The sequence below is a fragment of the Oscillospiraceae bacterium MB08-C2-2 genome, assembly GCA_035621215.1.
GTDB lineage: Bacteria > Bacillota > Clostridia > Oscillospirales > Ruminococcaceae > WRAV01.
Genome location: CP141729.1, coordinates 517,147 through 530,552, shown reverse-complemented (window position 1 = coordinate 530,552; position 13,406 = coordinate 517,147). Strand labels below are relative to the sequence as shown.

Here is a 13,406-nt window from a genome sequence, read left to right as displayed (position 1 = left end):
TCAACACAGTAAAGGTATGACTAGTCAAAACCTCCGGCTAAGCCGGAGGCTTGAATAAGCCCTAGAAGGGCACAATACAGACAGTACCCCTAAAGGGGTCCCGAAAGATCTGCCATCCGCATTGCTTTCTCGGGCAACCCCTAAAGGGGTACGTTTTTATGCCTTGGTGTTCTTGCTACCCGTAAACGGGTCAGTGTACTCCTTGAGACTCATCTGATCGGATAGCTCATCTTCCTCCAATTGCTTTTTGATATACTCCTGTATCTGCTTTTTATTCCGCCCTACTGTATCCACATAATACCCTCTTGCCCAGAAATGCCTATTTCCATATTTGTACTTCAAATTTGCATGACGGTCGAATATCATTAAGCTGCTCTTCCCTTTTAGATACCCCATTATCTGCGATACACTAAACTTTGGTGGTATACTGATTAGCATATGGATGTGATCTGGGCATGCGTTCGCTTCTATAATTTCTACCCCTTTTTGATCACACAATTTCCTTAGGATAAACCCTATGTCTGCTTTAATTTCCCGATATATTACTTGTCTCCTGTATTTTGGTGCAAATACTACGTGGTATTGACATCTCCACTTGGTATGTTCTAAACTGTTTATGTCTTTCATTTAAAGACCTCCTCGATTTTTTAGTTAGGTTGGCAGACCTTAACTTTTAATATATCGGGGAGCTTTTTTCTTGTCCATACCTATAAGGTCTTTCTCCACCGGCAAAGCCGGTGGTTCTTAAGCAATAGATATGCGGAAGCGCCGGACAATCGGCACTTCCGCTATTTTTAATTTTTTACGCTTTTATTCCTCATGCCCGCTTCTTAACGCCGCGCCAAAACATCTTAATCAATTCGGACAAGACAACCACCGTGACCGCAACGCCAAAAATTTTAAGCCACATCATTAGATCCAGCGGGATAGTACCAAAAAATGCCCCGGCAAACTGGATAATCATAATTTGTAGGATGAACGTGCAGCCCACCACAAGCAGCATCAGCTTATTCTTGAGCAGATTTTTGAAGATACTGGTGCTGTGCAGCTCTCGGCAGTTAAAGGCATTAAAGAGCTGGAACAGAGTAAATAGAGTGAACAGAACGGTTGGCATTTGTGCCTCTGTCGCACCCAAGAAGTTAAAAACATACTGGCATAGGAACACCACAGACATGTAGATACCGGTGATGGCAATGCGTCCCAACATGGGCTTTGAAACAATACTCTCGTTCCGCTTTGTCGGCGGGCGGCTCATCAGGTCGTCGTAGTTGGGCTCCAAGCCCAGGGTCAGCGCCGGAGGGCCATCCATGATGATGTTGATCCACAGGAGTTGCAGGGCAGTAAAGGGTGCTTTCAGCCCCATCAAAATGGATGTGAACACTACAATGACTGAGGAAAGATTTACGGTGAGCTGGAAGCTGATAAACCTCTTGAAGTTCTCGTAAATGTTGCGGCCCCACTTCACCGCTTTGACAATGGTGGAGAAAGAGTCATCCAGAAGCACGATGTCACTGGCCTCTTTCGAGACTTCTGTACCCGAGATTCCCATAGCGATGCCCACATCGGCGTTCTTCAGTGCCGGTGCATCGTTTATGCCATCGCCGGTCACCGCCACTACATTGCCCTCAGCTTTGAGGAGTTTCACAACACGCATCTTGATGGTCGGCGTGCTGCGGGCGATAACACTAATAGATGGCAGCTTAGCGGTCAGCTCTTCATCGCTCAGTTCGGCAATATCCTTGGCCTCCACCGCCACGTTGCCATTTTCCAGAATATGCAGCTCATTGGCAATGGCTGTGGCGGTCACGATGTTGTCGCCGGTGAGGATTTTAAGGTCTACACCCGCCGCCCTACAAGATTTGACAGAATCATAGACGTCGCCTCGCAGCGGATCGGATATGGCAACAAAGCCGTCAAAGACCATGTTGCTTTCCATTTCCTGATGCTCGGCTTCCTCTTCATAGTCCCGCATGGAGGGAAGTTCTTTATGGGCGAAGGCCAGCACACGCATGGCTTTTTCTTGCGCCTGCATAATGAATTTCTCAATTTCTGCCTGTTCCTGAGCAGTCAAATTGCACATGGCAAAGACACTCTCTGGGCTGCCCTTCACATAGGAAATGATCCTGCCGTCCACCTTGGAGATGGTGGTCATATGCTTGAGTTCAGAGCTGAAGGGAAAAGCGTGCATGATCTCATGTTCTTCCCGCTCATTTTGGTAGGTCTTGCCACTGTTTTTCCTCTGCGCCGATTTTTCATAGAAGTTCAGCATAGCGCATTCGGTGGGGTTCCCGATAAAAGTTCCGTCCTCACCAATATCGGCTGTAGTGTTGAGGCAGATGTTGTGAACCAGCCAATCGCAGGCCATCTCGGATGTATCGATATGCCAAGCTGTGTCGTAGTATGCGCCAACCGTCATTTTGTTTTCGGTGAGGGTACCTGTTTTGTCTGAGCAAATCACGTTGATGCAACCAACTGTCTCGGAGGCGATCATCTTCTTAACCAACGCATTCTGCTTTGAAAGCTTGATGATGTTGATGGAAAGGGACACCGCTACGATGGTAGGCAGCCCTTCGGGAACAGCGGCGACAATCAGCACAATGCTGGTGACAAAGGCTTCCATGACCTCATCCAGCACCAATCCGCCATGCATGGCAAAGGAAATAAGCTGGGAGATGAACACAATAGAAGCCGCAATCACGCCGAGGACAGTGATGGTTTTACCCAGCTTGGCCAACTTTTCCTGAAGTGGTGTGCTGGTTTGCTTTGTCTCGGTCAGTTCCCGGGCGATCTTGCCGAATTCGGTGGAATCGCCCACAGCGGTGACTATCATTTTACAGTAGCCATTTGTGATAAAGTTTCCCCGGTAGAGCATGTTGGTGCGCTCGGCTAGGGGCGTCTTTTCGTCCCCGATTTCGAAGTCCGCGTCCTTTTTTGCCGGTACGCTTTCCCCAGTTAATGCCGATTCGTCTGCGGTCAGGCCCACACTTTCGAGCAGTCTGCCGTCGGCCGGGATTTTGTCGCCGGTGGAAAGCAGGAGAATATCACCTGCAACAATATCTTCCTGGTTCATCATAACCGTATTACCGCCACGCATGGCTTTAATGACGGTGTTGTCGCTGATTTTGGAAAGAGCATCAAACGCTTTGGCACTCTTACCTTCCATAACCACGGTGATGATAACAGAGAGGGAGATAGCCGCAAAGATGCCGACACATTCCAGGAAGTCGGCTTCACCGCCGGTGACACCCCGAATGGTGTTAACCACAAGGGCGATGACGCCCGCCATAATCAACATGATAATCATAGGCTCGGTTGCGGCGTTCCAGATCCGCCGCAGCAGGGATTCCGACTTTTGCCGGGTCAGTGTATTACTCCCATGCTGCTGCCGATTTTTCTCGACCTGTACTTCTGTTAACCCGATTACAGGATCGGTATGCAATTGTTCGAACAGCGCTTCTTTTTTTTCCATAAACTCACTCATCATAAAAACTCCCCTTACGTTTCTCCAACAAAAAAGACCCAAGTATAGTTTGTACCATACTTGGGTCAAAAAAAGACTCATGTATGGCAAAGCCCATACATGAGTCTCGTTCTTTAAGACAAGCCAGACCATATGATCTCACAGATCAGGTCAGTATGTTGACTTGCCACGCAAAATCCTGCGCAAACTACTCCCTCACGAGTATCTTCTGTTGTTTCAACAGCATAGCATGGGTTTTACGGCCTGTCAAGCATAATTTTTGGCCTTGTAATGCGCTTATTCAAGGCGGCCTCCAGTTTCCCCGATTGATTAGACGTTGTTAGATTATACTTACTTGACACAGCAACTTATCAACATCCTGTTTCACCTAAAACGGATTCGAGATAGGCTGGGCTCTGTGACATCGGTCACCGGTTTCTGGCTGGACTTTGGACTTTACCGGTCAGAGCGCTTTTCTCATTTTATTACTGCCGCTGACACGCACGCACCCGTTTGCAAAGTCCACTCCCAAAGTTGAAAATGAAAATGCCCAGCATAATAATTCCGCCACCAATAAAGGTTGCAGGTTCCGGAGTTTCGCCTGCAATCAAAAAGCCCAAAATGCTTGTTAAAAACGGAGTGATAAACATATAGTTGCTGACCTGAGAGGTTTGTTGTGCCTTTGCAAAGGCTTTTGACCATGTAACATAGGCAATTGCACTTGAAAATATGCCAAGTATTATAAGGTAGACCCACTGAATCCAAGGAGCATTGGAAGCTTCTTTCACCGAATCTGGCAGAAAAACAGAGAGTAGGATTGTGCCGAAAAAAATACTAAACCCGGAAGTTTGCAGTGCTGTGTAGCTCTTTGTCAGCTTGCGCTGCAAGAGATTGTAAAGACTAAGCGACAAGGCTGCGAGAAATAACCAAAGCATCCCTATATTAACGGATAAAACACCATTTAGTAAGGTTAGAACAGCTACACCTGCAAATTCCACTCCAATGCCCAACCATTGGGAAACACTCAGTTTTTCGTCATAGACAACCCTAGCAATTAAGGCTGTAAGAACAGGAACAGTAGCAATTACAATGCTGCCCGTGGTGGCCGTAACCGATTTTTGCCCTTGATTAAATGCGATCATATAAATAAAAAAGCCCAGCGCACCTGCCAACACAAACCAGAGCAAATCCTTTTTATGCGGCAGCTGCATTTTGGTTGCTATAGCAATAAGCAGGAGAGTACAGGACGCAATAAAGTACCTGAGAAACCCCAATGAAAAGGCGGTAAAATATTGCATAGCCAATCTTGTCAACACAAAGGCCAGTGACCAAAACACGATGGTGGTCAGTGCATAGATATGGTATTGATTGTTGGATTTCATACGCCTACCTCATGTTTTGCTTTTCATTCATAGCTGTTATAGATTTTCGATCTTTCGATAATTCTCCGTGCTCGCCAATATGGATATGCAGATCATTTTTCAAAGCAGCGTGCTTTTTTCCTCAGATTGGTGCGCCAGGAACGCCTTGCTCATGATTAATGGTGCCATTGTTATATCGCTGAATATTATTTTTCAGGGGCTCAATTGTTGCAGCAATGTCATAAGGCATAGTATCTACAGCATCCTGAACATTGGAAGATTCGGGCTGACTGGTTCCGGTTCTTTGTGAATATGCTGACACGATTGCCGCAATACATATTATTGTAGCCAATACAATTCGGTTTTTCAAGCCACTCCCCTCCAAAAAATTCCTTTGGAAACTCTACCGCTGAGTTTATTGGCAGTATGTGTGCCGCTAAAAAACATCCGCAACATTGATACATTTCTTCCATTGGTCCCGATTGGATACTGTTATCTTCACCATCTTGCCGTCAATTGTTTTAACGAGGCACAGGACCAAGTGGGCGGCGAGAATCCCCAAAGAGGATTGAAAGACACCATAAAGCCATCCCAGATCCGGGCGGTATTTTGCGCAGGAGATGAAGTTGGTGACGCTCTGCATAAATTCATTTCCCGCTGTCTGCCAGAACTCAAAATCCGACCACTGGGAGGGAATCAGCGTGTGGGGAATGACAGTAAACAGCAGCAAAAGCCCCCCTGTTCCCACTGCAAGCATCCCCATGGATAGGAGAAGGCAGCGCACCGGGTAGCTTCTCCAACTAGACCGCAGCCGGTTCAGCAGTGTCAGTCCAACCCATATGACTACAAAGACCGGCAGCAAGCACAAAACCCGTGCCAAAGAACCATACAGGCTGCTCTTTATTGTCACCGCTGCCGACAGTTCATGCCGGAGCAGGAAAGTCTCGGTGTTTTCCGTGCCGGATACCGTGATGTTAGTGAGGATATGCCCGCTTTCCCGGGGTAACTGGGTAACAATAGTCCAGTCGGGTCTGTCAATGATGCCTCGGACAGTGTACTCCACACCGCCCATCTTCACGGTGCTGCCTACGGCATTGGCGTTTCGAAAAAGCTTTTTCGCAGTGGCCGCATCAAGGAGACAGCCGTTTGTATCCTGCACATCCAGCATTTGCATCACCGGCAGCAGGATGCGGGTATCGCCCTTAGCGGCAATCCATGCGACATTTTGGGTGCGGCCTGCTCCTATGCCCTCCAACCGCTGGTTGTCAGTCTGGGCCCACATTGTAAAGGGCAGCGGCTCCTTGGCCTGGCCCTCGGAGCGCAGCATTGGTTCATATGCCTCTGCAAACAAACTTCCCACATTTTGGAAGGTGGTGAAGGGGGGCTGGCTTTTCAGCCTCATATATGCACTCCCACTCAGCGACCAGCACAGGACAGCGAGACAAAACAGCAATAGAAAGTTTATGCGGTAATTCCATATGGTTTGTCTCATGTTCTCATTCCTTTATGCTCAGCCGCACACGGTCACCGTTGCCGATAAACCGTTTGGATGCGCTAATGATCTTGTCTGCCCCGCTTATGGCTCCCGTGACAGCCGCATAGGTTTCGTTGTTCATGGTCTCGGAGTTGTCGATGAACACGGCCGCCTCATCGGCGGTACGGGTTCCGGCGCTCACCAATACCCTGGTTACAACGCCATCCATAGGGGCATAGACCTCGCCGTTGCTGGCTACCGCTTCATAGAGAACCGCCAGCTTCAAATTAATGGCCTGGGCATCCAGCTTTGCCAAATCAACGCTGACACTGGGTGAAATCGGACGCTCTGTATCCTCAAGGATGCGCCGGGCATCCAGTATAGCCTTTTCCTTCTCCGCCATCACCTTTTCTTGAGCCAGCATTGCCTCATCATAGGCAATCTGCGCCTGCCGATATTCGGAACGAAGCCGGTCGTGTTCTTCTTTGTATATTCACCTTCGTCATAATCCGAACGGCGTATTCCGTCATATTTATTCAGTGCATCTCGGGCTGCGCGTACTCGTTCCCCAGCCGCCCGCACCTGTTCTTCCGCTATCTGAACATCCAGGTCGCCGTATGTTTCAATGGCATTCAAATCCTCCTGAGCACGCTCTCTGGCTCGCTCCCGGTTTTCCTGATCCAACGTATTTTGCTGATCAAATGCTTTCAGGTTGGCGCCGACTTTGCCAAGATCGGTCTGGTACTGGGCAATTTGCCGGTTAAAGTCCTTGCTGTCGTAGGTAAACAACAGGTCGCCGGCGGCAACTGTATCCCCCTCCTTGACCGAGACCTCCCGCACAAGAGCCCCCCCGGCCGCAATCACACCGCTATCCCCCACGGTTTCCACAACGCCATCCACGATAACGGTGTGGCTGATGGTGGCCGGGCTGGGTTTTTCTGTATCCACAATCGGAACGGTCATAGAGGCAGTGGCTCTGGAGATCAGGGTAAAGCACACCATCAACGCCAACAGCCACACGATGGCGCTGATGGCTCGGGTTTTAATGCTCTGTCGAATTTCGGCGGCCGGCTGATAGTTCCACGCTTTGGTAACCATATTCATGAATCTTACTCCTTTACACCGGAACCAGCGATGCCCTGTTCCAGATAGCTCTGCCCCAGCAGAAACACAAGGATAGAGGGCAGCAATGTGATCACCGAAGCGGCCAGACTAAGCCCCAGCTTGTCGGTGGTGATTTCCGGCAGGAACAGCCCCAACGGCCACAGTGATTTTGTTTTCAGGAAGGTCATGGGCTGTTCGATCAGGTTCCAATATTCTAGGAATCCCAGCACCATGGCGGAAGCGACACCCGCCTTGCCCATGGGCAGCCCAATGTCGAAGAAAATGCGCCGCGGGCCGGCACCGCCATAGGCACAAGAAAGGCCGTCTTGAAGATGCCCGCCTTTTCTCCGATGGCATACAGGATCAGCGCCAGCCCCAGGGAAAGACAGAGCAGCAGCGGCAGGCAGACCAGCATAAACTTGATCGTATTGCCGCCGGCCAGAAGAAACGCATCGTTGTGGAAGATGGTGCGGTAGTTGGCAAATCCTATATTTTCCCCGCCCATGGTGGTGGCAAAGGAGCGGCGCACCACATCCACAAAGGGAATGAGGACAAAAATGAGAACACCTAATAGACTGGGTAACACGAAATAGAATACCACTCCCCTGCCGTCTGCAATAAAAAGATTCTCCAGCAGCGCCCTAATACGATCCCCAAAACGAGGTCGGCCTCCTTCTCCCTCGGGAAAAGGAGTGCGCTGGTTGTGGTTGGAAAATTTCAGTTTATTCTGCAAGGTAGAGATCCATCTTTTGCTTGAAGGATTTGACGGTTTCGTCGAGGGATTTTGTTCCACTGATAAATCCTGCTGTTTCATCAATAATCATTTCCTTAATTACCGCATTGGCCTTAACCGGTACTGAAGCGCCCCTCAACATGCTCTTGAACCCGGTCATGAATTCCTCAGAGGGCCATTTGACACTGAGGGATACCTCGGTCTGCTCTCCGGTACGGGCGTCAGGCACTGTCAGCTGCGCCATCGCTTCGTCTGAGGCTTCGTTGGTTATGGGGTCTTGGCTCAATGATTCAAAGGCGGAGGCGTTTACCGAAAAGCCATCACCTAGGTGGGTGTTCTGCACTTCGTCGGATAGAACATGCTGTACAAAGCTTTTGGCATCGTCCAGAGAGCCGGTAGCAGCATTGATGCCCAGCACGGTTCCGGGAACAAATACACCGCCGTCTTCGTTGGGAAATAACGTGTAGCTGCCAGTGGGGCGGTTTTTGATGGCGGCGGCAAGCAATGTGACATCCACATAACCGCTGACCATGGCATAGTTGGATGAAATGGCACCACCGTACCAAAGCAAAGTATCAATGGCAACATTGCCATAGGCATTCACCTCTCCCACACTGCGGATGCCCTCCGCCAGCTTACCCAATTGCTCCATGTCGCTGCGGAATGCCGCCTCATTCAGGCTGCCGTCGCTCCCAAACCAGCGGTAGGAACAGGAAGCGTAGAAGCGCTCCACCAACTCTTCTGTACGGATGCCAATGTCTGAGGTATACTGGGTTCCCAGCCAAGTGGTGAAGTCGCTGAGGTTTTTTACCTTTTCCACGCCGTCACCCAGTAGCATAGGGATATAGAACCGGGTGGGAACTGCATAGAGCTTGCCATCCTGCTGGTAGGTGCCGGTGATATTGGAGAGGGTGTTGATTCCAGAAACAACATCGGTCATATCCTGCAGGATGTTTTTCTGAATGAAGCCGTTTACGTCTATACCATCCAGCACGATGACATCGGGGCCTTTACCGGCCAACAGCTCGGTGGAAAGGGTGCGCATGGCATCCGCTGAGGGTATCCCGCTGCCCTCCTGCAATCCAACCTGGTAATTCACACGGACATCGGGGTGCTGAATCTGATAGCCGGAAATGGCCTGATGAATGGTCTTGTTGTCTTGGAGGGAATATACGCCCAGAGTTTCGCTGGGTTCGGCGGGAATATCCGGGTTATAGACATACCGGAACAGGCGGGAGCCGGATTCCGTGGTGCGGGCCATGGCCAGATATTCATCACTGCCCACACTGAAAATGTTGGTGAAGGTCAGGCTCTGGATGCCAAGGGAGCTAAGACTGCCATCTACCAGCCGCTCGGACACGGTGGTGTCCATAGGAACCCGGTAAATGCCGCTCTCGTTGGCATAGAAGTAAGCGGAGCCATCGGGAGAGATGGAAATAGTGGAGACTTTTTGAGTCATATACGAGGCGCCTACATCACCTATTGCGGCGATTTCCCCAGTGGGGGAGCCGCTGTCCATATTGTATAGGGCAATCGTATCAGCGGAATTTATGGCAATGGTATTTCCGTAGCTTGCCACGCCTGGAGAGATTCCCACCCCTGGTGTTCCCTGAAACGTGTTTTTGATCTTCCAATTTTTTACGCCAATCTGCAGCACCTGTGCGGTAAGGCCCACAGAGATTAAATCCCCATTGCTGGCGGGATACAGAGTTGTTGACATGACGTTGTCACTAATCCTGAAAGATACGGCGCCGGAAAACATCCAGCTTTTCCGGGTGCGCATTGTCACGGTGCTCTGTCTGCTGGTTGCGCTTGGGCTGCTCATTCTGTTCGCTCATTATTTTATCGGCTACACCTTGAAACCGGTGGAAAAGAGCCGCAAGCAGCAGACTGAGTTTGTGTCTGCCGCCTCCCATGAGCTGCGCTCCCCCTTGGCTGTCATATCCGCTGGTGCGGGGGCTATCAAGAAAGGCACCTTGGAGGAGGCACGGGAGTATGCAGATAAAATCGAGGCCGAATGCGCGCGCCTTTCCCGGCTCACCGGTGACCTCCTGAAGCTGGCAAGCGTTGACAGCGGCTCCTGGCAGATGAAGCTGTCGGAGATCAACCCGGAGACGGTTATCATTGGCATGGCGGAGCGGTCCGAGGATCTGGCGGCCCAACGGAGCATCCGACTGGAAATCCACATGGAGGAAATCCTATTTCCCATACTCCATGTGGATGAACAGCGCATTGAACAGGCGCTGACCATTCTAATGGACAACGCCTTGGGATACACCCCCACCCGCGGCACGATACATCTGGGCACCTATGTGCAGCGGAAAAACGTATACTTCACCGTAACCGACAGCGGCCCCGGCGTACCGGATGGAGACAAGGAGCGAATCTTTGACCGGTTCTACCGGGGGGATAGTGCCCGCACCGACAAGGAGCATTTCGGCATCGGGTTGTCGGTGGCCAAGGAGATCGCACTGCTCCACAAAGGCAATCTGTCGGTTCACGATGCTGCGGGCGGCGGGGCGCAGTTCAGGCTAAAGTTGCCCTATTAAAAAATGTTGCATAGATGAATTCAGGGTACGCACATGCCGGAACCCTATGTTTTTTGCGCTCAAATTTACAGAACCACACCGAAAGGATGGCTGAATATGGCCTGTTTGAAGCTGGAAAGTATTCAAAAAGTCTACCCGGGAGGCGCTCAGGCCGTCAAGGATTTCAATCTGGAGATTGCGGACAAGGAGTTTGTTGTTTTTGTCGGCCCCTCGGGCTGTGGCAAGAGCACTACGCTCCGCATGATTGCGGGTCTGGAATCCATCTCCGGCGGCAACCTATACATTGGAGACCGGCTGGTCAACAACATATCCCCCAAGGACCGGGACATTGCCATGGTATTCCAGAACTACGCCCTCTACCCCCACATGACGGTGTATGACAACATTGCCTATGGGTTGAAGGTGCGCCGCACTCCTAAGGATGCAATCCACCGCCGGGTCATGGAGGTGGCGGAACAGTTGGAGATCACGGAATACCTGGGCCGCAAACCCAAGGCCATGTCGGGAGGTCAGCGCCAACGGGTGGCGCTAGGCAGAGCAATGGTACGGAATCCCTCCGTTTTCCCGCTGGATGAACCCCTCTCCAACCTGGACGCCAAGCTGCGGGCCTCCATGCGCATCGAAATTATGGGGCTTCACAAACGGCTAGAAACCACCTTTATCTATGTGACCCACGACCAAACCGAGGCCATGACCATGGCGGATAGGATTGTCATCATGAAGGGCGGCCTCATCCAGCAGATCGACACGCCGCAGAATCTATACCTTCATCCGGCCAATCAGTTTGTGGCGGGCTTCATCGGCATGCCGCAGATGAATTTCTTCCCTGCCATGGTTCACCAACGGGACGGTGCCTACTGTGCAGAAATTGCGGAGAATACCGTGGCACTCCCGCCCTGTGCGGATTATGCCGCATATTTAGGGCGGGAGGTCATCCTGGGTATTCGCCCGGAGCATGTCTGGATTAACGGCGACCCCCACGGGATTGAGACCCAGCTGGTGCTCCATGAGCTCATGGGAGCGGAGACCTATCTGCATCTGGAGTTCTCCGGGCAAAAATTGGTGTGCCGCACCGCAGAAATGGACTGTGCCAAGGGGTCTTTTTCCATTACCTTTAACATAGCAAGGATTTTATTGTTTGATAAAAACACCGGCAGAACTATCGGTCTGGCTGAAAAAGGGTGAATGAGCCTGCACCCACGCATACTAATAGAGGGTAGTGGTTCTCCACTGCCCTCTATTCTTTAACTCTTTCTATTCCCAGCGAAAGAACCGAACAGAAACAACGATTCCCACAACTGCTGTCACCACCATCACCACAAAGCTAAACAGCGCATCGGTCAACGGCAGACCCAGAGAAACTGTTTTCAGCAGCTTAATCCCTTGTGTAAGCGGCATAAAGTCGGCTACAGTTTGCAGTGTCTTTGGCATAATCTCATAGGGTATGGTTGCACCGGATAAGAAAATCATGGGGAAATAGATCACACTTGCAAGCACACCGGCCATCTGCGCATTGGGCGAAAGGCTTGCCACAACCATGCCAATGGCATGAATGGAAATCATAACCAATAAATACACCCCGATAAAGGCAGCCAAAGAGCCTTTGAATGCAAACCCAAACAGTGCTGCCGACAGAATATATACCAGAACTGTTGATACAATGGAGAGGCTAAAGCAAAAAAACACATGGGATAAAAGCAAGGTTATGGGGCTGATTGGGGTGACTTTGTATCTCTTCAAAATCTTTCTCCAGCGGTAATCGGAAAGAGTGATTGGTATCCCCATCAGACCGGCGGAAGAGATGCCCAGCGTGCACACAGCGCCAAAGCTGACATCAATTTGCCGCACCGCTTGTGCGCCGGCCAGAGTCCCATCGCCATACAGAACCCCCAGCAGTATAATCAGCCCGGCGGGAACCAGCACACCAAAAAGCACCGATGAAAATTCTCTGATTGAGAGTTTTGCCTCCGTTTTATACATCAACCATAAGGTTTTCATATGGCTTCTTCCTCCTCTGCAAAGTATAAGAATGCTTCATCCATGTTGGATTTGCCGCTCTGGGCAAGCACTTGGTTCACAGTTCCGCTCATCAAAATTCTGCCCTGTTTTAAAATTACAACCTTGTCGCACAGATTTTCCACCTCATCCATGTAGTGAGAGGTGAGAAAAATGGTTGTACCCTTGGCTTTTAGACCGTGGATATACTTCCACACAGTACGCCGGGCCTTGGGATCCAGCCCGGTGGTCAGCTCATCAAAAAATACAAGCGCGGGATTGTGCATAACCGCAAGGATTATATAAAGCTTTTGCTGCTCGCCACCGGATAAATCCGAAACAAAAGAATTCATTTTGTCCGCAAGCCCAAATTCTGCCAGCATGACTCTCCAGTCGGCTGAATTTTTGTATAGTGAATGATTGATCTCGCAAATTTCCCGCACTTTGATTTTATACTGATAGGCAGCGTTCTGAAACTGAACACCCACCCTTTGAAACAGCTGCTTGCGATTGGTCAGGGGATTTTGGGAAAGCACGCGTATCTCTCCCTCTTCAAAGAGCCTTGTCCCCAAAATACATTCAATGGTTGTGGATTTCCCCGCCCCATTATGCCCAAGCAGCCCGAAAATGCTCCCTTTTTCCACGGTAAAGGTGATGCCGTCCACAGCGATTTTGTTTCCGTAGGATTTTTTCAGCCCTTTCACAGATATGATATTTTCCATGATTGCCC

At 50.3% G+C, this 13,406-nt stretch carries 14 protein-coding genes; 2 read left to right on the top strand and 12 right to left on the bottom strand.

The window, feature by feature from the left end:
* Positions 1–156: 156 nt before the first annotated feature.
* The 10 genes from tnpA to U6B65_02235 all read right to left on the bottom strand — a co-directional run bounded on the left by tnpA (position 157) and on the right by U6B65_02235 (position 9,852).
* Positions 157–627: an IS200/IS605 family transposase gene (gene tnpA / locus U6B65_02280; protein WRS27978.1), complete on the bottom strand. Its 471-nt coding sequence runs from the start codon at positions 625–627 to the stop codon at positions 157–159.
* A 190-nt stretch (positions 628–817) separates the two neighbouring features.
* Entirely contained in the window at positions 818–3,469 is a 2,652-nt protein-coding gene (locus U6B65_02275; protein WRS27977.1) for a calcium-translocating P-type ATPase, PMCA-type, read from the bottom strand.
* A gap of 476 nt (positions 3,470–3,945) precedes the next feature.
* Entirely contained in the window at positions 3,946–4,842 is an 897-nt protein-coding gene (locus tag U6B65_02270; GenBank protein WRS27976.1) for a DMT family transporter, read from the bottom strand.
* Positions 4,843–4,963: 121 nt separating this feature from the next.
* A complete protein-coding gene (locus tag U6B65_02265) occupies positions 4,964–5,191 on the bottom strand; it encodes a hypothetical protein (GenBank protein ID WRS27975.1) in 228 nt (75 codons plus the stop codon).
* A 66-nt stretch (positions 5,192–5,257) separates the two neighbouring features.
* A complete protein-coding gene (locus U6B65_02260) occupies positions 5,258–6,223 on the bottom strand; it encodes an ABC transporter permease (GenBank protein WRS27974.1) in 966 nt (321 codons plus the stop codon).
* Between the two features lie 94 nt (positions 6,224–6,317).
* Entirely contained in the window at positions 6,318–6,719 is a 402-nt protein-coding gene (locus tag U6B65_02255) for a hypothetical protein (protein WRS27973.1), read from the bottom strand.
* Entirely contained in the window at positions 6,698–7,399 is a 702-nt protein-coding gene (locus U6B65_02250; GenBank protein WRS27972.1) for a biotin/lipoyl-binding protein, read from the bottom strand. The genes U6B65_02255 and U6B65_02250 overlap by 22 nt, the downstream gene beginning before the upstream one ends.
* Positions 7,400–7,404: 5 nt before the next feature.
* The gene (locus U6B65_02245; GenBank protein WRS27971.1) at positions 7,405–7,632 is read right to left on the bottom strand and encodes a hypothetical protein; all 228 of its coding nucleotides are present in this window, start codon (positions 7,630–7,632) and stop codon (positions 7,405–7,407) included.
* Positions 7,614–8,132 (bottom strand): hypothetical protein, encoded by a 519-nt coding sequence (locus U6B65_02240; GenBank protein WRS27970.1) that lies wholly within the window; start codon positions 8,130–8,132, stop codon positions 7,614–7,616. The genes U6B65_02245 and U6B65_02240 overlap by 19 nt, the downstream gene beginning before the upstream one ends.
* Entirely contained in the window at positions 8,122–9,852 is a 1,731-nt protein-coding gene (locus U6B65_02235; protein ID WRS27969.1) for an extracellular solute-binding protein, read from the bottom strand. The genes U6B65_02240 and U6B65_02235 overlap by 11 nt, the downstream gene beginning before the upstream one ends.
* Between U6B65_02235 and U6B65_02230 the strand changes: the two genes are divergently transcribed.
* Positions 9,851–10,681 (top strand): HAMP domain-containing sensor histidine kinase, encoded by an 831-nt coding sequence (locus U6B65_02230; protein WRS27968.1) that lies wholly within the window; start codon positions 9,851–9,853, stop codon positions 10,679–10,681. The genes U6B65_02235 and U6B65_02230 overlap by 2 nt on opposite strands.
* A 96-nt stretch (positions 10,682–10,777) precedes the next feature.
* The gene (gene ugpC / locus U6B65_02225) at positions 10,778–11,866 is read left to right on the top strand and encodes a sn-glycerol-3-phosphate ABC transporter ATP-binding protein UgpC (protein WRS27967.1); all 1,089 of its coding nucleotides are present in this window, start codon (positions 10,778–10,780) and stop codon (positions 11,864–11,866) included.
* Between the two features lie 69 nt (positions 11,867–11,935).
* On the opposite strand, the gene U6B65_02220 is transcribed toward ugpC, so the two are convergent.
* Positions 11,936–12,679 carry an ABC transporter permease gene (locus tag U6B65_02220; protein WRS27966.1) on the bottom strand — a complete coding sequence of 248 codons (744 nt, stop codon included), beginning with the start codon at positions 12,677–12,679 and terminating at the stop codon, positions 11,936–11,938.
* Entirely contained in the window at positions 12,676–13,398 is a 723-nt protein-coding gene (locus U6B65_02215; protein ID WRS27965.1) for an ABC transporter ATP-binding protein, read from the bottom strand. The genes U6B65_02220 and U6B65_02215 overlap by 4 nt, the downstream gene beginning before the upstream one ends.
* Positions 13,399–13,406 lie beyond the last annotated feature (8 nt).